The sequence below is a fragment of the Thalassomonas sp. M1454 genome, from assembly GCF_007097525.1.
Taxonomy (GTDB): Bacteria; Pseudomonadota; Gammaproteobacteria; order Enterobacterales; family Alteromonadaceae; genus Thalassotalea_A.
The window spans coordinates 163,123-188,857 of record NZ_VKDD01000006.1 but is presented as its reverse complement, the minus strand read 5'-3'; the positions used below and the strand labels follow the sequence as shown (position 1 = coordinate 188,857).

Here is a 25,735-nt window from a genome sequence, read left to right as displayed (position 1 = left end):
AATCTCTAGCCCTATTATAGTGAATTATTAATAACTTGCAGTAACTTCGTAAGAAGAAAACTTGCGAATATTGATAACGCCGGTATCAAAATACAAATACTGACCTTTTATGCCCATAAGTGTGCCACTTACTTGCGGGGTTTTATCAAAATTAAAAGAGCTAATTTTGCTTGGGTATTCTAAAACAGGGAAGTCGATATCAACTACATCTGCGTCTAATCGCTCAAATGCATCTTCGCCATAGTTTAATTTTATATCTGCTAATTTTGCTTCAATTTGTGGAATTAGCTCTGCTGCTTTGGCTTTTAAATCAAGGCTATCGGCTTTGCCTTTAAGCATATTTCGCCAGTTTGTTTTATCGGCAATAAACTCGGCTAATGCAATTTCAACCAAGCCTGAGATAATTCGAGATTTAACTTTAAAAATAGGTAATGCTTGATTAGCACCTTGATCTATCCATCTGGTAGGTATTTGAGTATGACGAGTTATGCCCACTTTTATCGCTGTGGTATTGGCTAAATAAACATAGTGGTCAACAAAGCAGTTATCTTCACCCCATTGTGGCTCTCGACAGGTACCTTGGGCAAAGTGACACGTTTCCGGTTTCATAATACACATGTCGCATTTGGCTAGCTTAGTCATGCACACATAACAAAACCCTTGTGAGTAACTTTTTTTAGTTTTACGACTACATTCACTACAATTAATATTTCCAGAGAATTCTAAAGTTAAGTGCTTTCCAATAAGTGGGTTTAGTGCAAGTGAGTGCTCACCTAGTGGCAGGTTGTATTCAACTTGTCCATCAATTAGCTTTGATGTCATTTTAGCTAAGTGGCCAGTAATAGAGTTTGTCATAGTTATTGTCTTAATTATTCTTAGTGATGTTTTTTTGTAGCTCATTCGCTACTAGATTTGAACTTTACCACGGCCAGCTTTAATTTGTCCGCGTTTATTTTTACTGTCCATTCTACGTTTTTGTGAAGCTTTCGTTGGCTTGGTTGCCCGACGCTTTTTTTGCACTACCGTTGCGGTTTTAATAAATTCGATTAGCCTAGCAATAGCCGCTTCTTTATTTTTTTCTTGGGTACGAGAGCCTTGAGATTTAATTACCACAATGCCATCTTTGGTTATGCGAGAATCACTATAAGCTAAAATCAATTCTTTATATTTGTCAGGTAGCGATGACTGCTTTACATCAAAACGCAAATGTATTGCTGTTGCCACTTTATTGACATTTTGTCCGCCCGCACCTTGTGAGCGGATTGCTGAAAATTCAATTTCTTGCTCGTTTAAATACAGGTTGTTTGATATAAATAGCATGCTGCCCGCTTAAGAGGTGGTCTTTGCTTAATTGCGTTAATATTGATTGATTGCTTGTCTCACTGCAACCCATATCAAAGGAAAAGATACAAAAATAATGAAGAGCTCTTGGTTTGTTTATATTTTGCGCTGTGCCGATGACACCTTATACACTGGCGTTACTGTTGATGTAACTAGGCGAATGAAAGAGCATAATGAAGGCGGAGTTAAGTCAGCAAAATATACTCGCCATCGTCGGCCTATTACTTTGATGTACCAAGAATCTTGCCAAGACCGTTCAACTGCCTGTAAAAGAGAAGCGGCAATTAAAAAATTATCGCGAGCAGCTAAGCTAAAATTAATCGCAACAACAAACCCCATAAATGAATGATACGTACATCAAGTACAAAACTGTGGTCTGATTAGTGTATAAGTATTCGTTTTATTTTAATGACACTGTTAAACTACGCAGCGAAAATTGTTTAATCAAGGAAATTAGTAAACGATGTTTATCGAGCAGTATTTTAATGAAGAAAACCAAAAGGTTAGCTTTACTCGTCTACAAGCAAGTGATTTTGCTAAAAAAGTAGCAGATGACTTCAACCCAATTCATAACCCAGAAGCAAAACGTTTTTGTGTTCCTGGCGATCTGCTTTTTTCTATAATCTTAGCAAAGTCGGGTTTAAACCAAAAAATGACCTTTAACTTCAAAGGTATGGTTACCGACGGTATCGAGCTAAATTTCCCAACATCAGTGACTGACTCAGCGCAAGTGCTAGATGATAATGGTAAAGAGTATTTAAATTATAATGTTGCAGGTGAACATACGACTTGTACTACTTTAATTGAATCATTAATTCGCTCTTACGTTGAATTTTCAGGGCATACTTACCCAACTATTTTATGTGACTTAATGAAGCGTAATAATGTCATGATCAATCCGGCACGCCCAATGATTATGTATGAAAGCATGGAAATCGATTTAGATACTCTTGATGTTAAGGAAGTTTCTTTAAAACTTAATAAGGAAGAAACCGTTCTTAAAGCTGCAGGTAAACGCGGCCAAGTTAAGCTTAAGTTTGACTTACTTAGTGACGGTGAAATCGTCGGTCATGGCGTTAAATACATGGTGCTAAGTGGTTTACGCGAATATGAGCAAGACGTTATTGATGCGGTAAACACTGAATTTTATGCAATGAAAGATGCCTATTTAGCTGCTAATAAGTAGTCAACCTCATTATTTATTAACGCCTAGCTCTAGTTATTAGTGCTAGGCGTTTTTGTTTGTGCTTAGCTTCTCGCTTTATCCTGTCAATTTACCCTTTAACGCGCTTATATTTTTTGGGCAGTTTATTATTTTTGCACTGCCACCATAGCTTCCTTGCTTGTTTTTCTTGGTGCTTTAATCTTTCACCTCTTTGCACGCTATAGCCTTGCTTAAGTTTTGATTGCACCTTTTTTAAATCTTGCATAAAAGGATCGCATTTATGTTTTGCTTGTGATGGGAAAGACAGCAGCATTAAAGCTGCAATAGATTGCACTATTAAAGATTTCATAACATTCCTTGTTAATTTATCAAATTGGGATATAGGTGATTTTCAGTATAGTTTATTTTTTAATTGCCATATTTAAACTACACTTTGATTGTTAATATCATTCCCTCTGGCTAGCACTTTTGTTTTTATAAATGCTACACAATGAGCCGAAAATTGATGGGGTTGGTATAAATATAAACAGTGAGCAGGATGCTCGTTACGATTAAGGATAATCTTATGTGTTTTATAAACATACCCAAAATAAATCTACTTTTATTTGTGCTTGCTTATGTATTGCTATTTATACCTAAGCTGCCTGCCCAAGAGCTGCAATTACAACACGCTAAAAGCTATCACGAAAATATAGCTGTTACTGATTATTTTGTTAGTGAAAAACTTGATGGCGTTCGTGCTTACTGGGATGGTAATAAGCTGCTTTCTCGCAATGGCTTATTAATTTCTGTACCGGCATGGTTCATTAAAGGTTTTCCCAACTTCCCGTTAGATGGTGAACTTTGGATAGGTAGAGGGGAGTTTGAGCAAACGGTAAGTATTGTTTCCCAATTATCTTCATCACCAACCAATGACATTCGCTGGCAAAAAATGCGTTTTATGATTTTTGACTTGCCTGAATATAATGGAGATTTTACTGCTAGAGTCAAAGCGATGAAAGATCTCGTTAGGCAAGTGCACTCGCCTTATTTACAAATGATAGCTCAGCAAAAAATACAATCGAGACAACACTTGCAAGAGTTACTTGATGATGTTGTTAAAAATGGCGGCGAAGGGCTTATGCTACATCGTGCTAATGCTATATATGTTGCCGGCAGAAATAATAATGTTCTAAAACTAAAGCCTCACTTTGATGCCGAAGCGGTTGTCGTGGCACACTTACCAGGGCAAGGAAAGTTTTCTGGTATGTTAGGCTCTTTATTGGTGGAAAATAGCGAGGGTATTCGCTTTAAAGTTGGCACCGGATTTAGCAATGAGCAAAGGTTAAATCCGCCGCAAGTTGGTTCTATTATTACTTATAAGTATTGGGGCTACACTAAAACTAGAGTGCCAAGGTTTGCTAGTTTTTTAAGACAGAGAAAGCACTTCTGAATTAATTAAATAAGTTAAAGCTGCAAGGCGTTTTAGCTTGTATGAATGCGCTGGTAATGATTAAATTGTGAAAAATAAAAAAGAGTAATAACACAATGAATTTAGAGTTATGGTTATCGCTAGTAGTGATCTGCATGTTAGGTGCCTTATCACCGGGTCCTAGTTTAGCTTTAGTAGTACGTAATACAATTTCAGCCGGGCTAGGGCAGGGTTTTGCTACTGCTATTAGTCATGGTTTTGGCGTTGCTTTATATGCGGCAATTGCAGTTACCGGTATTGGCTTAGTGATTGTACAATCCCCTGTAATATTTCAAGTTGTGCAATATGCTGGCGCTGCATTTTTAGTTTACTTAGCTGTAAATGCGCTGCAAAGCTCAGGCTCTAAAATTGATTTGTCAGAGAAGGTAAATAAAGTCAAAGTGAATGGTTGGCGCGATGGCTTCTTAATTGCTTTTTTAAACCCTAAGTTAGCCATATTTTTCTTAGCGTTATTTAGTCAGTTTGTTGACGTTAATGCCAGTTTGCAGCAACAACTTATTATGATTATTACCGTTGGTGGTATAGATACTATTTGGTACTGTCTGGTTGTGTTTGGTCTTTCGCGTGGACCTATTTTAAATAAGCTTAAATCAAACAGCCATATTGTCGATAAAGTTACCGGTGTTGTACTGCTATTGTTAGCGGTACGCGTTGTTATTAACTAAGTTAATACCGGCAAGCTAATAAAAAAGGAAAAGCCTCTGCTTTTCCTTTTTTGTTTGAGCTGTTTTTATTTAATCTGTTTGATGATATTTAAAGATTAATACCTTTAAGCCTTTGCCCGGCATGGCTTCTTTATACACTTCGGGCGGCGTAATACTTTCTATGTATTCACAACTTGGGCATTGTGTCTCAATCATTTGATGAATAAAATCTTCAGATAAGTCAGGCGAATTAAGGCAAAGCATTAACAAGCCTTGATCGTTCATAAGTTGTGGTAAGCGCCTGATAATTTTGGGGTAATCACGCTTAATATCTACACTGCCTTTTTGAAAAGACGGAGGATCGCTAATAAGTAAATCATACGGGCCGTGCTTTTTTAAGCGACCATAAGATTTAAAAATATCGACCCCTTCAAATTTCACCTTGTTTAATTCGTGCTTATTTAGTCGGTGATTGTCTCTGCCTTTCGCAAGAGGGGCTTTGCTGATATCAACATTAACTACTTGCTTAGCGTTACCTGCTATTGCTGCAATAGAAAAAGGGCAGGTGTAGGCAAATAGATTCAATACATTTTTATTATCACTATGCTCTTTAACCCACTGTCTGCCATTGCGCATATCAAGAAAAATACCGTAGTTCTGCGCTTGCCCAAGTTGGACGTGATATTTTAAACCATGCTCGATAGCTATTAGGTTACTTACATCATCACCGCGAAGTAACTCTGTTGGCGCTTTGTCACGACACCTAAATTGTACCTGCACACTTTTACATTCTGGCAGGTTTTGCATTAGTAACTCAGCTTGTGTTGCTAACCAAGTAGCATCTTCTTCCTTGTATAAGGTGATTAACGCAACCGGAGGCATCCAATCAACGCAAACATGCTCTAATCCAGGGTAAGCGTGGCCTCGACCATGAAATAAGCGTCTGCTCTCTAGTAGGTCATCTTGTGAGTATTGCTCAAAAGGAATGTGTTCGATCATGAAGTTAGCTGAGATTTAAATGAAATTTAGCTGATTTTAACATAGAAAAGCCTAGAGTTATTCACCCTAGGCTTTAAAGTTTCTAGTTTCTAGCTTATCCAAACATCGAGTAGCCAAAATATATCTTAGCGACAGTGTTCACTAGAATAACCACTAATACTACAGGGATAAATGTGCCTAAAGAAATATCCACATACTTCGCCATTAGGGTATTAGCAAAGCCTGGGTTACCTTCGCTTAATTCGGCATTTAAGTTATGTTTTTTCCAGCGGTAGCTTACGAATAAACAAATTAATAAACCATTAAGAGGTAAAATCGTGTCGTAAAACATGTCGTAAATTACATCGAATAATGACTTAGTTGCGCCGCCATAAGTTGTTAGCTCTGTTAAGAATGAAACTAAACCAAATGATAGAGTTGATAATGCCGCTAAAATACCACCCCAAATAAACATATTGCTTAGTGCTTTTTTACGAGTTTGTTTTTTCTCATCAATTAAGTAAGCAACCGGTACTTCCATAATTGAAACGAGCGAAGTGATCGCCGCAAAAAATACTAACAAGAAGAAAACAGCTGCGATAGCACTTGCTAAGAAGTAGCCAACAGTTAGCTGTAGGGCTAAGAATATTTTTGGTAAGAAAACAAAAATCATCGACACCGAGCTAGAGCTTAAATCATCAGGATTAACTTCTGGGTTGAAAGAGAAAATCGCAGGTAAAATCATTAAACCGGCAATAAATGCCACAGCGGTATCGGTAATGGCTACTAATTTTGCCGAGTTAGGAATATTAGTTTCTCTGCTAATGTACGAGCCATAAGTAATTAAAATACCCATACCTAGAGATAAAGAGAAAAAGGCTTGTGCAAGCGCGCCACTAATAACTGAAGGCGTTATTTTGTCGATATCAGGAATAATGTAAAACTTAAGGCCCGCCATAGCGTTATCTAAAGTTAACACAAAAATCACTAATAAAATTAGCATAACGAATAAGCCAGGCATCATTACTTTAGCTGCGCGTTCGATACCATCTTTAACCCCAGCTTTTAAAATGAAAGCAACTAAGCCGCCAACACCTGCCATAGCGCCAAATAGGTAAAGAGGGTCGTTAATAATGCTTGAGAAGCCTTCTGTGCTAGCTAAGTAATCTAAATTACCGGTTAGGGTCATTACTAAATAAATTAATATCCAGATAGTTAACACAGTATAAAATACAGCTATCATAAACGGCGTAAGAATGCTGACTAAACCAGCAAGGCGCCATCTTGAGTTTTCTCCAGCTAACGCGCCATAAGCACCTACTGGGTTTTTTGCTGTTTTACGGCCAATCGCCATTTCAGCCATCATTACCGGTAAACAAATAGCAAATACAAAAATAGCGTACATTAATAAAAATGCGCCACCGCCATTTTTTGCTGCGTTAACTGGAAAGCCTACAATATTACCAATACCTACGGCAGAGCCTGCCGCAGCTAAGATAAATCCTAATTTTGAACTAAAATGCTCACGTGGTGCACTCATAAAAAAATCCTGATAAAAATCGTTGTTGTTATTTTAATTGATCTATAAAAATGTTTTGTTATTTTCAGTAACTGAAAATATATTACCTCGATGCTAGCAAGGATTTTGATCTATGTCTTGTATGTAACAACGAATAGTTATATTTATCGGCTATTTATTGCTGTCAGCGCTTTCGTCTTTTTCGGTACTTTTATCTTCAGCAGGCTTTTCAGCTTTTTCTGGATGCCATTTATATATACCCATAATGGTGCAGTTATCGTGTCTGTCCATATCTGCATCGGTGATCACTTTATCACCTTTAGATAAACAATTAGACGCACCTCTTGAAATGGTGGCTATGCGTAGCATGGCAAAATCTGGATCGCAGGTGCCGATAAGGTCTAATTTGTATTGCTCTTTCCTACGGTCAAAAACAACTAACGCTTTATTTTCGCCTTCAATAGGACTCCAGCTATCCATAGTACGGTTAAAACATATTTGCGTAACCTCTTCTCCTTGGCGAGGGTCGGGCTTTTGTGGTGCTTGGTCAGCTGTATTTGTTGCACATGCCGATAAAAGTAATAAGGAAAATAAACTTAATAATTTCAACATAACGACTACCTTCAATTTATTAATGTTAGTGACTTTTGTCTTTAATACTATTGCCATTAATTATGCGATTAATTGAGCAAAAAATTAATGGGATTGGTATAACTATAGCTGAAAAATTAGACTTTAATGTAATAAAAAGTATATACAATACAAACAATTGTATTTTTTATTACAAAATAAAAAGCCCTAATTCACGCTCATGAATTAGGGCTTTAAACTGTAAGTTTATATCTGCTTACAGTTTGATTTGTTGCGTGGCTTGCTTAGCAAAATCAATTAAATGCTCACTTTGCTTACCATTGGCTAAAGTTACTACTACTTTGTAACGGCCTTTAAAGCCTCTGAAATTAACTTCGCCTGATTTATTCGCTTTGCTTTCTAACTTAGTATGCCAAGTTTTATGGATTAGCTTATCGTAAACCTGACCACTTAAATTTAATTGGCCTTGTTCATTATATAAATCCGTTAAGTTCCAGTGCATAAAAGCATCGGTACTTGGATGTGAGAAAAATACCGTGATTAAGTCATTGGTGAACTGGGCTTTTAATTCTTCATCAATTTCAAAGAAATCGAACTCGGTCATACTGATAGGTAAACCAAACTCAGCAAAACGATTTAGTCTTTCATAAATTTCAGTAATAGGCATAGGGCCTTGATAATGACCTTGTACACAAACTTTATCGATAGCGTTATTGTCGGTATAGAATTTCATCCAGTCATAATATGCATCTTGATGCCATGCATCATAACGAGAAACAATACCGTAATCATTCGCACAACGCTGTGCATTTGGATTCGCTTCTTTAGCGGCTTCTAACCATTCGATACTTGCTTCTTTACCTACAATATCAACAAAGTGATGTTCTGGAGATGGCTCGTTAATTACATCCCAATCGCTGATTTGATCAGGGTAAAGTGCGGCAAACTCTTTAACGTGTTTTAAAAGCTCTTGCTGAAACTCTTCAGGATGTTGCTTGAAGTAATCTTGCTTTTTTTCAATGTCTTTATGAGCACTGCGGAAACGGCCCCAAACTAATGCGTGGCCACGAACTTTTAAATCACGCTCTGCTGTCCATTGCATCGCTCTTGCAACAACTTCAGGCTTGTAGTAGCGCCATTTTAATGCGTTGTTAAATACCACTAAGTTACACATTTCTTCGATGTTATCGAGTTGCTGCTGCTTTTGCTCTTTAGTGAAGCGCTTTTTCTTGTCGTCAAATAACTCTAACGCTTTTAAGCCACAACCAAAGCTGTAGTCGTGACGGTCAAGTTCAATGTTTAGTTTTGCATTGCTAATTGCATTGTTATTTGCATCAACTAGCTTGATGGCATAATCCGCTTTACGAATTTCTTCTATACGAGCATTTGCTTCACTACGCCATGGCGCATCTGCTTCGTGACCAAAATACTTCATTTTAGTCATAGGTAAGTTAGCAACGGTTTGTTGTTGCTGATAATTAACTAGTTCTAGTTCAGCTATCTGTACCTGTTGTTTGTCTAAGCCCCCTAAAAGAAATGCTAAGCGCATATTTTCAGTCGTTTTTTCTTGCTTGATTTTTATTGGCACATAAAGTGTTTGCCACTGCTTAGTAAGCATTAAGCGTTTGTTGACTAGTGGTTTGCCTTTTTGGTTGAACCTAAAGAACAGATCCATTTGACCAACACTACCGTCAGCAATTTCTGACTTTACTGAACGAGCTACTATTTTAAACATAACTACGTCATTTGTAGTAATACCGGCATTATCAAAAGCAAAGGGTACCTGAATGCCCCAAATTTTTGGTGACTTCTTCAACACGTTAATATCTAACACGCTTGGGTATTGTTTATCGTTAATATCTACTTTTTTAATGGTTGCAAACTCATTGTTACGAACCAATTTGGTTAAAGCAGGCTTGTACTGAACTACTTTTCCACCCGCTGGTACTTTATCTTTAGCATTAACTGCAGGAGCTAATATTAAAGTTAAGCAGGATAATAAAATTGTACTTTTTGAGGTTATAAACTTTAGCATTACTTCGCGCTCACTTTTATTGGTTTAGGTAAGTCCCATTTCATTTTTTTACCTGGTTTACGGTATTGTGCATTTGCATCTAATAACCAAGCATCAAGTTTTGCCTGTAAATCTTTTACTTTTTCAGGATGTTGCTTAGCAATATTATTGTTTTCGCCTAAATCATCTTTTAAGTTAAATAATTCAACAAAGCCATCGTTATACCAGTTAATTAATTTCCAGTCACCGTCAATTACAGCTGAACTAATACGATCTCCAGTTGAGTTAGGACGAGATATTGGAGAGTGCCAGAACATAGGCGCACGAGTGTAGTTTTCACCTTTGGCTGCTTTGATGTAGCTTACGCCATCTAAATGGTCTTTCGGGCTCAGTGGTAAACCTGCAGCTTCAAGCATAGTAGGGTAATGATCCGTTCCGGTTACTTGTACATCTGATACGCTATTTTCTGCAATAACACCTGGCCATTTTATTATATGAGGTACGCGGATACCGCCATCGTATAACCAACCTTTACCGTGTTTATATGGCAAGTTCGACGTTGCAACTTCACGAGGCTTTGGACCACGAGAAGATAAACCGCCGTGATCGGAAGTAAAAATAACTACCGTGTTTTTATCTAAACCTAATGCTTTTAATTTGGCATTTAGTTTACCTACACTGTCATCTACTGACTTAACCATAGCTGCATAAGTAGGGTGGTTTTGCAGAGTCTTTTGCTCTGAAATCCCAGTGCCATCTGGCTTGATATCGTACTGCTTACCACCTTTAACTGGTTTACGGCCCATTTTCTCTAACTTGTTGGTAAAGTAATCTGTATCTTTGCCTAAAGATTCAATAGGAGTGTGTACAGCATAGTGAGAAAGTACTAATAAGAACGGCTCTTCTTTATGACGTTCAATAAAGCTTAATGCTTCCGCGCTCATACGGTCTGTTAAAAATTCGCCTTTTTTGCCTTTTGCACTACCAAAGGTCTCTTTACCTTTTTTAGTCTTAGCACCCCAAGGGTAAAAGTAACTGTCAGGTGCTCCAGCTGATGCCGCTAAAATACTTTCATCAAAGCCTTGTGCTTGTGGCCAACCATCTTTCTTTTTTCCTAAATGCCACTTACCAATAAAGCCCGTTGAATAACCCGCTTGTTGTAAATGCTCTGCAAACGTAACTTTTGCTAGAGGGAGGGCATTCAACTTATGATTTTTCAGGCTACTACCTGTGCGAGTAGGTGACTGACCACTCATAAAACCAATGCGAGAAGGTACGCAACGAGGGTGAGAAACGTAAGTATTGTTAAACTTCATACCTTCGCTTGCTAATTGGTTAAGGTTAGGAGTTTCATGAAAATCACTACCGTAAGTTTCTAGATCTTGGCGACCTAAGTCATCGGCAATAATTAATACGATATTTGGTTTAATGGTATCTGCTGCTTTGCTAGCAGCTTCTGCATTTACTTGGTAACTGCCTAAGCTAAGAATTAAGCCAGAAAGCACTAATTTTATTTTAGAAAATTTCATAGAGTTAACCTGAATATATAATTTGCAGGTAAACTAACAAGTAATGATATCGTTATCAACTGTAACTTTATTGCTTTACTAAACATTTACATGACGATGATAATCTCGAGTGTAAAGTTTTGTAAAATGGTTAGCGAGTTGTAAAATTACTGATAATGTTAACTGTATCAGGATAAAATTTTATATTTATTAGGTGCTAAAATGAATGCCACGACTCCACAAGCTGCAATAGCAGTTAACCGATTCGGTTTAGGTGCGAAAGGAGATGAACTTGCACAAGCAAATGCAAATCCTAAAGCTTGGTTGAAACAACAACTACAGCCTATTAAGTTGTCTAATAGCTTATATACCTCTGATTATATTTTAACTGAATTAGCTAAATACGGTGAAGCTCGTAGGCAAGCTAAAAAATCGAAAAATGCAGAAGCTGAATTTGACAAAACCAATAAAGAGCGAGGTAAGTTTTTACAAAACTCTTATCGTGGGTTATCAACAGATACTTTCGTTGCCGGTTTAAATTCCAATAATAGTGTGAGCTGGCGTTTATTAGATTTTTTCTCTAATCACTTTAGTGTCTCGGCATCTGGCCCTCAGATGACAGCTATTGCATCTACTTTAGAACGAGAAGCAATTGCACCTAATTTACTAGGTAATTTTGAAGATATGTTACTCGCCGTTACTAAACACCCGGCAATGATAGTGTATTTAAATAACGAGCGCTCTTTTGGTCCTAATTCTCGTATTGGTAAAAAAGGCAGGGGCTTAAATGAAAACCTCGCACGTGAAATTCTTGAGTTGCATACATTAGGTGTTGATGGCGGTTATCAACAACAAGATGTTATTGAACTCGCTAAGGGCATTACGGGTTGGAGTATCGCTAACCCACGTAAAGAAGATACTGTTGGGTTTATGTATCGCTCTTGGGGAAAAGAGCCGGGTGACAGAGTGCTCTTAGGCAAGGCTTATAAGCAAGAGGGTATGGCGCAAGGTGAAGCCATGCTTAAAGATTTAGCTAACCATCCTAAAACAGCTAATTACGTTTGCAGTAAATTAGTGAAACATTTCATTAGTGATAAGCCTAGCCCAGATTTAGTTAATATTTTAGTTGCTACATGGCAAAAATCAGGCGGCAATATTAAAGCTGTGATGAATGCAATGATTGATTCTGATTTAGCTTGGCAAGCACAAAAGCAAAAGTTTAAAACGCCAAGAGAATTTGTGATGTCATCGTTACGCGCAGTTGGTAAAAAAAACATAAAGCCGAAAGAGCTATTCTTTACATTAAACACTTTTGGACAACAACCAATGCAAGCAGGATCTCCTGCAGGCTATAGCGACGAACAGCAAGATTGGGATGGCGCAAACGCATTAATGTCTAAAATTGACTGGGTGTCGTTGCTTGCTAGAAAGTCTAAAGCCAATGCTGAAAAAGTGATGCAGCAAACATTAAATTTAAAACCAAGTGAACATACTTATAAAAGTGTTGTAAGAGCCGAAAGTAGAACCCAAGCTTTAGCCCTTTTATTACTTAGCCCAGAGTTTTTAAGAAGATAACGGAGAAATAAGATGAAAAGACGTCAATTTGTAAAAATGCTCGGCGCATCTGCATCGTTAGTAGCTATGCAATCTCCGGTATTAGCCGCAATAAATAAAAGCTCTAAAAAACCAGCTAAAATTGTTTGGTTAGTGCTAAGGGGGGCGATGGACTCATTGCACACAGTTGTACCTGTTACTGACCCTGATTATGTAGCATTAAGGCCTAAGCTATCGAAAGCATTTAAAGATGAGTTATTACCATTAGATGCTAATTTTGCCCTGCATCCGTCATTAAAACATTTACATAGCTTATATAAAAATAAGCAAATGTCGCCAGTTGTTGCCGTTGGCTCAGGTTACCCAAAGCGCTCGCACTTTGATGGTCAAGACTACCTTGAAAGTGGTCTTAGTACGATGAACCATGATACTGGTTGGTTAGGCCGTGCGATGAATCAATTAGAGCTGCAACCTAATAGTAAAGCGCTAGCTGTCGCTAATTCGGTGCCCATTAGCTTACGCGACACCAATAAGGTAAGTTCATGGTACCCAACCAATCTTAAAGATGCAGATGAGAGTATCTATGATTCGTTAATGAATTTATACCAAGATGATGAACTTTTATTATCTCGCTTAAACGAAGGCTTAAATACCCAGCAAATGGCTGGCGAAAACACTAGTAAAAAACGAGCTAAGTTTATAGATTTAGCTCGCTCGTGTGGCAAGCTCTTAGCCAGTGATAATGGCACCGATTGCGCAATGCTTGAATTTGGTGGCTGGGATACTCATAACAATCAGGCATTTCGTCTTGCTAAGCAGTTATCCGATTTAGATAGCGGTATTGCTGCTCTGCAACAAGAATTGGGTGAGCACTGGCAAAATACGGTAGTGATGGTTGCAACCGAGTTTGGACGTACCGTTAAAGAAAATGGCACTGGCGGTACTGATCATGGTACTGGTGGTGCAATGTTTATGCTTGGCGGCGCCGTTAATGGCGGTAAAGTTCTGGGCAACTGGCCCGGATTAAAAGCTGAGCAGCTTTTTGCTGGTAGAGATCTTATGCCAACAACTAGCACCTTTTCTTGGATAGCGACGGTTTTACAGCAACACTGGCAATTATCTAATGCAGATATTAGTAAAGTATTTCCTGATGCTAAGGCCTATAAGGTTAAACTGACCGCCTAATAGCAAGTAGGCTCTAGCACATAACAGTTTTTTAGAGAGTAAATGTAAAAAGCCTTGATTTCACTTATGTCATCAAGGTTTTTTATATGATTATGCTTTTAAACTTGTAGAGTTTCTTAAAACAAGCTTACACGGGAACTGGGTTTGAACATCGCTATAATCTTGCTTTTGCATGTGCAATATTAATTTTTGTACCGCGTGTTTGGCTATTTCAGCTATAGGTTGTTTTACTGTGGTAATTGACGGCCAAATTTGTTGTGACACAGGGGCATCGTCATAACCAACAACGGATAAATCAGATGGCACATTAATCTTCATTTGCGCAGCAACTTTTAATACCGCCGCGGCCATATAATCATTACAAGCAAAAATTGCTGTTGGCTTATGCTCTTGTGTTAATAGCTGACGAGCACAAACTTCACCAGATTCAAAAGTAAACTCACCTTGTTTTACCAAGTCATCTGACACTTGCATGCCCATTTCTTTTAGCGCTCTTTGATAGCCTTCAAACCTTTTTGGTGTAGCGCCAAAATCTTGATGACCTTTAATTATGGCAATGTCAGTGTGCCCTAAAGAAATCAAAAAGTTGGTAATATCAAATGCCGCTTGTTCATCATCAGAACAAACAAATGGAGAATCATGTTCACGATTGAAAGGAGAAATCCTAGCAAAAGGGATTTTGTTGTCTTCAAGTAATTTAATTAATTCTTGGTTATCACATAGCGGATGAGTAAGTAACATACCATCCTGCCTAGCGTGATTGATCATAGTTTCAATATTTTCAATCAAGTTAGGTTGGTTGTGATCGCATGGCTGAATTTGTAAGTTATAACCTTGCGCATTAGCTTGTTCTATGGCGCCATTTTGCAGCTCTAATACATAGCCTGGATTAGGATTAGAATACAGTAATGTAATAATAAAACTACGTTGCCCGCGCAATGCACTAGCTAAAGGATTCTTTTTAAAACCTAACTCATCAACGGCTTTTTTAACTAACTCTTGCATAGCAGGACGTACATTAGGTTCGTTATTAATAACCCTTGATACTGTTTTAACTGATACTCCAGCTAATTTAGCTACATCTTTTATCGTTGCTCGCAAAGGAAATCCTTACTACTTGAAGAAAAATTGTTAACGCGATGTTATTTGGTTAATTATTTGCATTAAACCGTATAATGTTGCAATTAGCAATAATGGGATTATAAAAAAGGCTCACATAAAGATGTGAGCCTAACTAATTGCTATAAAATCTTAACTTTTTATTTAGTTTGCTGCTTTTTAGGTAAACGCTTTTTATCGTGTTTCATAAAATTACGTAAACCATCTTCGCCGTCTTCTTTAAGCCAGTGCTCAGGGAATTCAGCCGCTTTTGAACGGTTTTGTTCACGGTATACTGCACCAGAGCTAAATTTCTCAGTAAATGGTACGGTATGCTCACCTTTATTGTTTGCTAGTAACTTAAATAATTTGGCACGCATTTCAACAACAATTGGTAAATACTTAGGATCGTTGATTAAGTTATTCATTTCTCTTGGATCGTTTTTAAGATCGTATAACTCTTCAGTATCCCAAACGCCATGGTATTGGATAATTTTGAAATTATCAGAGCGCAATGCAAACGTTGTTGGTGTAGAAGGGTAGTTAAATTCCCAGTAATACTCGTATAGGAACTCATTACGCCATTTACCATTTTCTTTACCCTTAGCAAGGTCTAAGAAGCTCTCACCGTCAAAATGTTCAGGGCTTTCAACACCTGCCATTTCAAGCAATGTTGGTGCGATATCAATGTTAGCAACCATTTCAGTAACAATTTTACCACCTTCTAAGTAGCCTGGAGCGTAAGCTAATAATGGTACTCGCATCGATTCTTCATAAGCGTTACGCTTATCGATAAGGCCGTGCTCACCAAACATAAAGCCATTATCACCCATTAATATAACAGTAGTGCTATCGGTTAAGTCATTTTCATCTAACCAAGCTAAGATACGTCCTAAGCTATCATCAACTGCCGAAATAGCACGGTGATATTGCTTTTTGTAAGACTGTACATCAAGAGCACTATGATAAGGGAAGTCTACACCGTGCCATGAGTTACGTTGGTTTTGCACCCACATTGGCTTGCCTTTACGGTTTTCAGGTGTATCGGCTTGGCTTGCTGGTACAGGTAGTTTTATATCTTCGTATAATTTTTCATGACGTTTTGCAGGAGAAAAGTCTGAATGAACGGCTTTATGAGAAAGGTATAACATAAATGGCTTGCTTTCATCACGACTAGTTAACCAATCAATAGAGTAATCAGTTAATTCATCAGTAATATAGCCAGTTTGTGGTACACGTTTACCGTTGATATTGAATGTGTAAGGCTTACCATTAGGCATTGTTTTTGGGTAGTAAATACCTTGGCCTGGGAAACTTAACCAGTAATCAAAACCATTTTGCGGCATATCACTTACGCCATGTCCGGCAGCTTCACCCATGTGCCATTTACCAATAAATGCAGTTTGATAACCGGCATCTTGTAAATATTCAGGGAAGAAAATAGTACCTTCTCGAGCAGGCTTGTTGTTATCAACTACGCCATGGTTGTGCATGTACTGGCCCGTTAATATAGAAGCACGACTCGGTGAACAAAGAGCAGTAGTTACGAAAGCATTTTTAAAATGCACACCTTCATTTGCCAGTTTGTCCATATTAGGAGTATTTAAAATAGGGTTCATAACACCTAATTCATCAAAACGTTGATCATCAGTTAATACATAAATGATATTACGTTTGCCGTTTTCTGGTTTCTCTGCGGCTTGCACAAGTGAAGATTGGCTAAATAGAGCAAGCAATGAGCTTACGCCTAAAATTAACATCTTCCTTGAAGTTTGTATGGCATTGGCCTTAGTTGATTTCAACGTTAACTCCTGATTGAGATATATCCTCTAAATTATTTAGTAGTAACAATAGAGGTATGTTATTAGAATATGGAAACATTAAATACTGTCTTGACACCGTTGTCAAGACAGTATTTAATTAGCCAACTATTATTATAAGAAAATATATTATGAAATATAAAAATGCTTTGCCTTTAACCGCCGCATTAGCCTCTTTAAGTATGCTCTGTATGCCAGTGGTAGCGGCTGATTTGTTGCCATACCAAGATAAAAATCTTTCAGCCGAGGAGCGTGTTGATGATTTGATTTCTCGCATGACTTTGCGAGAAAAGGCAGGACAAATGAGTCAATTTGTTGGCCTTGAACATATTAAAGAGTCAGAGTCTAAATTAACTGCAGAGCAATTAAACAGCTCTGATGCTCATGGTTTTTATCCTGGGCTTCGTCCTGCTGATTTATTAGCTATGGTAGAAAAGAGTGAAATAGGCTCTTTTTTACATGTTGTTAATATAGAAGAAGCGAATGAGTTGCAAAAACATGCAATGAAGTCACGTCTTGGCATTCCACTTATTATTGGTATAGATGCTATTCATGGTAATGCTTTAGTCAGAGGTGCTACCGTGTACCCTTCGCCAATTAGTGCGGCGAGCTCTTTTAATTTAGATTTAGTTAAGAAGTCTTCAGTTGAAACAGCAAAAGAGATGCGTGCTAACGGCTCTCATTGGACATTTACGCCTAATGTCGATGTTGTTCGCGACCCGCGTTGGGGACGTGTAGGTGAAACATTTGGCGAAGACCCTTTCTTAGTCGCTAAGATGGGCGTAGCAACTGTTGAGGGATTACAACAAACTGACTTTACCGGCTATGACAAAGTAATTGCTAATGCAAAGCATTTTGTTGGTGGTGGTGATTCTATCAACGGTTTAAATATTGCCCCTCTTGATGTATCAGAGCGTACCTTAAGACAAGACTATTTTCCTCCATTTAAAGAAGTTCTAGACGCTGGCGTATTTACTGTAATGGCCGCACATAACGAAGTTAATGGCGTGCCTTCTCATGGTAGTAAGTTCTTACTAACTGATGTGTTGCGTGGCGAGTGGGACTTCCCTGGTTTTGTGGTGAGTGATTGGCTTGATGTTGATCGTTTAAAAACACTGCATAAAGTAGTACCTACTCATAAAGATGCTGTTCACCTCACCGTTGATTCTGGTATGGATATGAATATGCACGGTCCACAATTTGCAGGTCCTATTATTGAGTTAGTAGAAGAAGGGCGTTTAACTGAAGCGCGCATAGATGCATCCGTTAAGCCGATCCTGTTAGCTAAATTTCGTTTAGGGTTATTTGATAATCCATACGTTGATGAAACACTGCGCGATAAAGTTAATTTTAATAGCGAGCACCAGCAAACTGCATTAGCTATGGCGCGCGAATCAATTGTTTTATTGAAAAATGACAATAATGTTTTACCGCTTAAAAATGTTAAAAACATCTTTGTTACAGGCCCTAATGCAGATGCACATACCACATTAGGTGATTGGTCATTAGAGCAACCTGAAGATAACGTAACAACAATATTGGAAGGCTTGCAGCAAGTAAGTGGTAATAAAATTAAGCTTGATTACTTAGATGTGGGCAAGCAAGTTAAAGTACTTAGCGATGAGCAAATTACTGAAGCTGCAAAACGAGCTAAATCGGCAGATGTGAGCATAGTTGTTGTTGGTGAAAACCCGCTTAGATTTGACAATGAAGGTAAAACATCCGGTGAAAACGTAGCTCGTGCTGAATTAGATTTATACGGTAGACAGCTTGAATTAATAAAAGCTGTTCACGCTGCAGGCAAACCTGTAATTGTGGTATTAATTAATGGTCGACCTATATCAGAGCCATGGTTGAGTGAAAACGTTGATGCCATCGTTGAAGCTTGGGAGCCAGGAAGTTTTGGTGGCCAAGCGGTAGCTGAAATTTTATATGGTAAAGTAAATCCAAGTGCCAAAATGCCAATTTCTGTACCTTATAGCGTGGGCCATATCCAATCAATTTATAACCATAAACCATCAACTTACTTTAAACGTTATGTTGATTCCCCGACAAAGAATTTATACGAGTTTGGTTTTGGTTTAAGTTACAGCACATTTACTTACTCTGAATTATCACTTGATAAAAACTCGATAAATAAAGACGGTAGTGCAACCGTTACGGTTAAAGTAACCAACACTAGTGATGTCGCTGGTGATGAGGTTGTGCAGTTGTATATTAATGACAACTACAGCCAAGTTACGCGTCCGGTAAAAGAGTTGAAAGGCTTTAAACGTGTTAGTTTAGGTGCAAACGAAAGCAAGAAAGTTAGTTTTACAGTTACGCCTGATTTACTAGCTTATTATAACTTAGCCATGCAATGGGGGGTTGAGTCTGGTGACTTTACCTTAATGGTTGGCTCTTCTTCACGCGATAGCGATTTAAAAACAATCCAGCTTAATGTGAAGTAACAGGAACATTTATGAAATTTACAAAATTAATCTCAGCTCTGTCTATAACACTTACGTGTTTACCATTAGCATTGAATGCTGCAGAGCCAGTAAAACAGCCAAATATTTTATTTATTGCTGTTGATGACTTAAAGCCCCTTGCCGGCGCCTATGGTGACAAGCAAGTAATTACGCCCAATATAGATGCTATTGCTAATCAAGGTACTATGTTTGCTAATGCATACTCACAATGGCCTGTTTGTGGTCCGTCAAGAATGAGCTTAATGACAGGTTTGCGACCGGAAACGAACGGTATTATGAATTTAAAAGATCATATCCGTGAGGTTAATCCTGATGTGGTAACTTTGCCACAGTTGTTTAAACAAAATGGTTATGAAACAGCTGCTGTAGGTAAAATTTTTGATCCTCGTAATGTCGAAAGTAGGGAGAAAGATGATCCTGCTTCGTGGTCAATCGCTTATGAAGTGCCAAAAGCATCGATGAAGGGCAAGCAAAAGCTAGCGGTAGAATCAATTGATGCACCAAGTGTTAAGTTTGTTGATGGTAATATTAATGCTCGAGGCATTAAGCTACTTAAGCAAATGGCAAACAAAGATAAGCCTTTCTTTTTAGCTATTGGCTACAAACGTCCACACTTACCATTTACCGCGCCGAAGAAGTTTTTTGATTTATACAACCCCGCAGAATTTACTTTAGCGCCTTTCCAAGATGCGCCTAAAAATAGTAAGCCTGAGTTTATTTTAAATAACAACGGTGAAATGCGAACATATAAGCCAACTCCTAAAGCTGGTGAAAAAGTTAAGCCGTACCCTAAAGGTGCTTTTTCAGAAGAGCATCAACGTGAGTTGATCCATGGTTATTATGCCGCGGTTAGTTTTGTTGATAGCTTAGTTGGTGACTTGGTTGCCGAGTTAGAAAAAACGGGGCAAGCCGATAATACTATCATTGTGTTTTGGGGCGATCATGGTTTCCACCTTGGCGATCACGGTATGTGGGGGAAACATACCACTATGGAAAAGGCTAACCATGTACCTTTGATCATTAAAGTACCAGGGCAAAAACCAGTAATTTATAAAAAGCCTGTAGGATTAATGGATATTTATCCTACGCTGACCGAGTTGGTTGGATTAAAAGCGCCGTCAAATTTACAAGGTGACTCACTAGTGCCTGCAATCAAAGAGTTACCAGAAGATAAGCAACCAGTGGCTATTAGCCAATATAAGCGCCGAGGTGCATTTGGTTATTCACTTCGCACTGAAAACTACCGCTATACTGAATGGTTAAGTAAGCATAAAAAAGTAGTTTACCGTGATTTATACGACATGACTAAAGATCCTGGCGAAACTGTAAATGTAATAAATGACGCTAAATATAAAGAAGTTGCTGCTAAATTAGCGCAACTCCTGCGTGAAAACTCATCAGGTTTAAAACGCTTATAAAGCTACAAGCTCAATAAAGCTAGGTATGAACTTACCTAGCTTTTTTTATACTCATTGTACCATGTTAAAAAAGTGTTGATAACGATGTCACATGGTGTATGCTTGCATTAATTAATGATTTAACCGCTGCTTAGCTAACTTGCAAATGAATTTTAGCTAAGCAGAATATGAAAATTACTATTATAAAAATATCGGGATAAATATGGCGACTACTTTTACAACCAGTTCACAAACTCTGGTGACAGGCAACGATAATTTAAATACCAACGTAAGTTTGGTTATTTTAACTTCATTATTTTTTCTATGGGGATTTATTACCTGTCTTAATGACATTTTAATTCCACATCTAAAAGGTGTATTTGATTTAAACTATACGCAAGCAATGTTGATTCAATTTTGTTTCTTTAGTGCTTATGCAATTATGTCTATGCCATCAGCGAGCTTAGTAAAGCGAGTTGGTTTTAAAATGGGTATAGTATCGGGACTCGTTGTTGCTGGTATTGGTTGTTTAATGTTTTACCCTGCCGCTTCTATGCAATCTTACCCTATGTTCTTAGCGGCTTTGTTTGTATTAGCATCTGGTATTACTTGTTTACAAGTATCGGCTAACCCTTATGTAACAGCATTAGGTGAGCCTAAAACAGCTTCAAGTCGTTTAATTATGACGCAAACTTTTAATTCACTTGGTACTACAGTAGCGCCATTCTTTGGTGGCTTACTTATTTTATCGGGCGTTGCAGTTGGTGTTGAAGAATTGAGCCTAATGAATGAAGCTCAATTAGCTCAACATAAACTTGCTGAAGCGCAGTCAGTGCAAATGCCATACATTGGTTTAGCCGTTGCTCTATTTGCTTTAGCTGCAGTATTTACTTGGTTAAAGTTACCAACAATTTCAGCTATCGATGATTCTGAATCGACTGGTACAGACGTTAAATCAGCTTGGACATTCCCACACTTAACTTTAGGTGCTGTAGCAATCTTCGTTTATGTTGGCGCTGAAGTATCTATCGGTAGTTTCTTAATCAACTTCTTGGGTGAAGAGAATATCTTAGGAATGGAAGAGTCTGAAGCTGCTCACTATATAGCTTATTATTGGGGCGGAGCATTAGTTGGTCGCTTTATTGGTATATTTGCAACTCGTTATATTGCCGCTCACAAGATACTTGCTTTCAACTCAATTGCATCTGTAGTATTAATCGTACTTGCAATGTATAGCGATGGTTACGTTGCTATGGTATCTATACTTGCGGTTGGTTTATGTAACTCTATTATGTTCCCAACAATCTTCTCTTTAGCTGTAGCTGATTTAGGTAAAGCAACCAGCCAAGGCTCAGGTATTTTATGTTTTGCTATTGTTGGTGGGGCAATCGTACCATTGTTACAGGGTGTATTAGCAGATACTATAGGTATTCAATTAGGCTTTATCCTGCCAGCTGTATGTTATGCGTTTATCGGCTACTACGGCTATAAAGGCGCCTTAATTCGTAAATAGCGATCATTAAAAACAATAATTAAAATTATAAATAAAACAGAGGAAATAACATGAAAAAGTTAATTACAGCAGTTGCTGCTACAGTGGCATTAGGTTTATCTATGAGTGCAAGCGCAGCAAGTAAACCATACTTTGATAAACTTGACGCAGATGGTGATGGTTATTTGAATAAAGCAGAATATCGAGTAAATTTAGATAGATATTTTGCTAAAAAAGGTATTACCGACCCAGTAGAGAAAGATAGAAGAACTGACAATGGCTTCAAGAAAAAAGATACAAACAAAGATGGTAAAATTTCTTTTGAAGAAATGAATGCTAAAAAATAATATTTTTTCTGAACAAAACGAAAGCCTCAACTAATGTTGAGGCTTTTTTTTATCATTTTTTTATCTTTTTTTGTATGTTTTTCCTGTAACTGTTAATTAATGTAAAGAAGTGTAAATAATTCCCTTGATAACGATGTCATTTAGTGTATGCTAAAAATATTATTAAAAGATATTGCCAAATCTCATATTTATAAGTGGGAACAGCGATAATAATTACTCAGGGGAAAACAATGCTTGATAACTATAAAAAATCGTTATTAGCGCTTAGCATCTTTACAATTATTCAGGGGACGGCCGCTGCTCAAGAAAGCGAACCTAAAACTGATGAAGCACAGCAACAAGCTAATCAAGAAAAAAATACTGAAGCAGATGAAGCCGAAACTGCAGGTATTGAAGTAATCGAAGTTCAAGGAACGAGAGGAAGTCTTAAGCGTTCGATGAATGCGAAACGTTTTTCTGATCAGGTAATGGACGGCGTTTCTGCTGAAGATATTGGTAAGCTACCAGATGATAACATTGCCGAAGCTATTTCTCGTGTAGTTGGTGTTTCGATGAACCGAGCTGCAGGTGAAGGTGAGTATGTAAGTATTCGTGGTATGGACCCTGGCTTAAGTAAAGTTACCGTTAATGGTCAGTCTATGGCAAATGGTAATGCTGGTTCAATGAACGTTGCCACTGATGGTAGTTCACGAGCTACAAACTTGAATAATATTGCCAGTGAAATGGTTGGCGGTATTGAAGTATTCAAAAGTCCAACCGCTAATATGGTTGAAGGCTCTCTTGGTGGTACAGTTAACTTAAAAACACGTAAGCCAATTGCCGTAGGTAATAAAGGTACTGTTTCAATAAAAGCCGATTATAATGAGTTGTCGGAAGATACAGGTCCTGGCGCTAATCTTTTCGTAAACCGTGTGAATGAAGATGAAACGTTTGCTGTCGGTGCAACTGTGAGTTATTTTGAAAGAACCATTCGTCAAAATAAAATGCTTTCTCGTGGCTGGGCATTACAAGACGAAGACAATCGCTACACTAGAGGTTTACCATACTCAGAACTCGAAGATTTTGGCGATGGGGTATACCGATTAGAAAATATTGGTACTCAGACTATTGAGGATTCACGAGAACGTTTAAATGCTTCGGTAAATATGCAATGGCAACCTACAGATACGCTAGATGTTAATTTAGGTGTCTTATTTGCAAATCAAACACGCGACAGATTGTCTTCAGATGTCTATGCTGATTTTCGTGATAACGATTACTTGGCGGTTAGAAAAGATAGTGTAGTAATTGATGGTAAGAATGTTGTCTCACAAATTAATGACCAGCAAAATGGTGCATCAGACCCTTACACTGGTGAAGCGTATCCAGCTGGACACCCATATTTAGGTAAGGCATCCAAGTATAATTTTACCCAAGTAACATACGATCGTGAATATGAAGATGAAACTTTAGGTGTTAATTTAAGTGTAGATTACCAACTGTCGGATGATGTACTACTTTCAACTGCTGTTGGTAGTAGTGAAGCAACACTTACTCAAAATCAAACACAAGCAAACTTTGGTAACTCTACCAACGGTTTAGGTTATGAACTAGCCAATGGTTCATATATGCCTGAAGTTATTTATCCAACAGAGCCCGAAGAGTTGGATGCAATGCTGCCTCAAAATGCATTGCTGGAACAATATAAACTTAAGAATTTTTATACAGAAAATACTCAAGAATATATCCAAGCTGATATCGATTGGGAACTTGATAATGACTACTTTAGGTCAATAGAGTTTGGTGTCCGTTATGAGCGTGGTCAAAAAGACTATAGAACCGATACAAACAACGCAACTGGTGCTGAAAATACAGAATATAAAGAACAAATTAAAGAGTTAAATGGTGGTGAGTATGCGAATCTAGATGATTACGGTAATTATATTCATGTTGATGACTTACTTGGCAATGCTCCATTTGATTCTTGGTATTCACCAGATACTAAATTATTAAATAGTCTATATGGTGATATTCGTGAATTTTATGACATCATCTATGAAACTTATGAAGTAATTGAAGAAACTTCTGCAGCTTATACGCAAGCTAACATTAGTAGTGAGTTCTTCAATATACCTGTCCGTGGTAATGTCGGTGTACGCTATGTAACAACGGACATTGAGTCTAGTGCTAATACTAGAGAAGAAGGTGCTTCTGAATGGGTTTGGACAACGATTGAACATGATTATTATGATGTATTGCCAAGCTTAAACTTAGCGTTTAACCTTTCTCCTGACTTTATTTTAAGAACAGCCGCTGCATCGGTTATGTCACGCCCTAGTCACGGTCAACTATCTTCTAGCTACCGACCAGCTACTAATGAAGGCCAAGTAGTTTTTAAATTAGGTAACCCTAACTTATCTCCATACCGAGCTAATCAGTATGACTTAAGTGCAGAATGGTATTTTAATAGTGAAGGTTTGTTGGCCGCAGGTGTTTTCTATAAAGACATTAGTGACTTTGTGGTTCGAACGATTGAAAACCGTGTATTACCAGGTGTTAACGATGGATGGCCAGTGGATGTTCAGCAGCCGGTTAATGAAGATGATGCGACCGTTGAAGGTGTTGAAATTAGTTATCAACAAGCATTTACCTCTTTACCTGGAGCATTTAGTGGCTTAGGTACTGCTATTAACTACACATATAACGATAGTGAGACACAGCTTGTTAACGAAGTGACCGGTGAGTTTATGACTCTACCTGGTTTATCAAAAGATACCTTTAATGCAAGTGTATATTGGGAAAAATATGGTGTTAATGTTCGTTTAGCATATAACTTCCGTAGTGAGTACTTTAGACAATTTTCATGGTCTGGCGAGGCAGTTTATGTTGATGACTATGACCAGTTTGATTTAACGGCCGGCTATCGATTTAGCAAGGCTTTATCGGTGAATTTCAATGCTCGAAATTTAACTGGCGAGAAAACATATGAATATGTTGGCGATAGCTCGAGAGCATATACCGTTACTGATAATGGCAAAAGCTACAACGTAACATTGAAATATAACTTCTAAATATGTGCATACCAACCTGTTTCAAAGTGTAACTAAACGGTAACAGGTTGGTGATAGTTTGATGCAATTGTGTAGAATGTGAACAAAATT

Annotated in this window: 21 protein-coding genes; 11 read left to right on the top strand and 10 right to left on the bottom strand. The window is 37.8% G+C overall.

Going from position 1 to position 25,735, the window contains the following annotated elements; all coding sequences use genetic code 11:
* Window positions 1–27 precede the first annotated feature (27 nt).
* A complete protein-coding gene (locus tag FNN08_RS13505) occupies window positions 28–843 on the bottom strand; it encodes a DUF2797 domain-containing protein (protein ID WP_409574609.1) in 816 nt (271 codons plus the stop codon).
* A 63-nt stretch (window positions 844–906) separates the two neighbouring features.
* Entirely contained in the window at window positions 907–1,320 is a 414-nt protein-coding gene (arfB, locus tag FNN08_RS13500; protein WP_143586656.1) for an alternative ribosome rescue aminoacyl-tRNA hydrolase ArfB, read from the bottom strand.
* Between the two features lie 97 nt (window positions 1,321–1,417).
* Between arfB and FNN08_RS13495 the strand changes: the two genes are divergently transcribed.
* Both FNN08_RS13495 and FNN08_RS13490 read left to right on the top strand, forming a co-directional pair.
* Entirely contained in the window at window positions 1,418–1,690 is a 273-nt protein-coding gene (locus tag FNN08_RS13495; protein ID WP_143586654.1) for a GIY-YIG nuclease family protein, read from the top strand.
* Between the two features lie 114 nt (window positions 1,691–1,804).
* Complete coding sequence (locus FNN08_RS13490) at window positions 1,805–2,527, top strand: DUF3581 family protein (RefSeq protein WP_143586652.1); 723 nt, start codon at window positions 1,805–1,807, stop codon at window positions 2,525–2,527.
* Between the two features lie 88 nt (window positions 2,528–2,615).
* Here the strand turns inward: FNN08_RS13490 and FNN08_RS13485 are convergent, their stop codons facing one another.
* Entirely contained in the window at window positions 2,616–2,855 is a 240-nt protein-coding gene (locus tag FNN08_RS13485; RefSeq protein WP_143586651.1) for a hypothetical protein, read from the bottom strand.
* A gap of 216 nt (window positions 2,856–3,071) precedes the next feature.
* Between FNN08_RS13485 and FNN08_RS13480 the strand changes: the two genes are divergently transcribed.
* Window positions 3,072–3,938 carry a DNA ligase gene (locus tag FNN08_RS13480; RefSeq protein WP_185962673.1) on the top strand — a complete coding sequence of 289 codons (867 nt, stop codon included), beginning with the start codon at window positions 3,072–3,074 and terminating at the stop codon, window positions 3,936–3,938.
* A 95-nt stretch (window positions 3,939–4,033) separates the two neighbouring features.
* Entirely contained in the window at window positions 4,034–4,642 is a 609-nt protein-coding gene (locus tag FNN08_RS13475) for a LysE family translocator (RefSeq protein ID WP_143586647.1), read from the top strand.
* 69 nt (window positions 4,643–4,711) lie between these two features.
* On the opposite strand, the gene FNN08_RS13470 is transcribed toward FNN08_RS13475, so the two are convergent.
* From FNN08_RS13470 to FNN08_RS13450, 5 genes are all read right to left on the bottom strand, one after another.
* Window positions 4,712–5,620 carry a class I SAM-dependent methyltransferase gene (locus tag FNN08_RS13470; RefSeq protein WP_143586645.1) on the bottom strand — a complete coding sequence of 303 codons (909 nt, stop codon included), beginning with the start codon at window positions 5,618–5,620 and terminating at the stop codon, window positions 4,712–4,714.
* 94 nt (window positions 5,621–5,714) lie between these two features.
* Window positions 5,715–7,139, bottom strand: a complete 1,425-nt coding sequence (locus FNN08_RS13465) for a sodium-dependent transporter (RefSeq protein ID WP_143586644.1) — start codon at window positions 7,137–7,139, stop codon at window positions 5,715–5,717.
* A 150-nt stretch (window positions 7,140–7,289) separates the two neighbouring features.
* A complete protein-coding gene (locus FNN08_RS13460) occupies window positions 7,290–7,730 on the bottom strand; it encodes a DUF6491 family protein (protein WP_143586642.1) in 441 nt (146 codons plus the stop codon).
* A 235-nt stretch (window positions 7,731–7,965) separates the two neighbouring features.
* Window positions 7,966–9,744 (bottom strand): endo-1,4-beta-xylanase, encoded by a 1,779-nt coding sequence (locus tag FNN08_RS13455; RefSeq protein WP_143586640.1) that lies wholly within the window; start codon window positions 9,742–9,744, stop codon window positions 7,966–7,968.
* Entirely contained in the window at window positions 9,744–11,252 is a 1,509-nt protein-coding gene (locus FNN08_RS13450) for a sulfatase (RefSeq protein ID WP_143586638.1), read from the bottom strand. Before FNN08_RS13450 ends, FNN08_RS13455 begins: the two co-directional genes overlap by 1 nt.
* Before the next feature lie 201 nt (window positions 11,253–11,453).
* On the opposite strand from FNN08_RS13450, the gene FNN08_RS13445 reads away from it, so the two are divergent.
* Entirely contained in the window at window positions 11,454–12,806 is a 1,353-nt protein-coding gene (locus tag FNN08_RS13445; RefSeq protein WP_143586636.1) for a DUF1800 family protein, read from the top strand.
* Window positions 12,807–12,818: 12 nt separating this feature from the next.
* Complete coding sequence (locus FNN08_RS13440) at window positions 12,819–13,970, top strand: DUF1501 domain-containing protein (protein WP_143586634.1); 1,152 nt, start codon at window positions 12,819–12,821, stop codon at window positions 13,968–13,970.
* Between the two features lie 90 nt (window positions 13,971–14,060).
* Here the strand turns inward: FNN08_RS13440 and FNN08_RS13435 are convergent, their stop codons facing one another.
* Together FNN08_RS13435 and FNN08_RS13430 are read right to left on the bottom strand one after the other, a co-directional pair.
* Window positions 14,061–15,071 carry a LacI family DNA-binding transcriptional regulator gene (locus FNN08_RS13435; RefSeq protein WP_143586633.1) on the bottom strand — a complete coding sequence of 337 codons (1,011 nt, stop codon included), beginning with the start codon at window positions 15,069–15,071 and terminating at the stop codon, window positions 14,061–14,063.
* A 158-nt stretch (window positions 15,072–15,229) separates the two neighbouring features.
* Window positions 15,230–16,870, bottom strand: a complete 1,641-nt coding sequence (locus FNN08_RS13430; RefSeq protein WP_260679353.1) for a sulfatase — start codon at window positions 16,868–16,870, stop codon at window positions 15,230–15,232.
* 149 nt (window positions 16,871–17,019) lie between these two features.
* Here FNN08_RS13430 and FNN08_RS13425 point away from each other — a divergent pair, with 149 nt between their 5' ends.
* The 5 genes from FNN08_RS13425 to FNN08_RS13405 all read left to right on the top strand — a co-directional run bounded on the left by FNN08_RS13425 (window position 17,020) and on the right by FNN08_RS13405 (window position 25,645).
* A complete protein-coding gene (locus FNN08_RS13425) occupies window positions 17,020–19,338 on the top strand; it encodes a glycoside hydrolase family 3 N-terminal domain-containing protein (RefSeq protein ID WP_143586631.1) in 2,319 nt (772 codons plus the stop codon).
* An 11-nt stretch (window positions 19,339–19,349) separates the two neighbouring features.
* On the top strand, window positions 19,350–20,777 hold the full coding sequence (locus tag FNN08_RS13420) for a sulfatase (RefSeq protein WP_143586629.1): 1,428 nt from the start codon (window positions 19,350–19,352) through the stop codon (window positions 20,775–20,777).
* Between the two features lie 202 nt (window positions 20,778–20,979).
* The gene (gene fucP / locus FNN08_RS13415) at window positions 20,980–22,269 is read left to right on the top strand and encodes an L-fucose:H+ symporter permease (protein WP_143586627.1); all 1,290 of its coding nucleotides are present in this window, start codon (window positions 20,980–20,982) and stop codon (window positions 22,267–22,269) included.
* Window positions 22,270–22,319: 50 nt separating this feature from the next.
* A complete protein-coding gene (locus FNN08_RS13410; RefSeq protein WP_143586625.1) occupies window positions 22,320–22,595 on the top strand; it encodes an EF-hand domain-containing protein in 276 nt (91 codons plus the stop codon).
* 230 nt (window positions 22,596–22,825) lie between these two features.
* Entirely contained in the window at window positions 22,826–25,645 is a 2,820-nt protein-coding gene (locus tag FNN08_RS13405) for a TonB-dependent receptor (RefSeq protein ID WP_143586623.1), read from the top strand.
* Window positions 25,646–25,735: the final 90 nt, after the last annotated feature.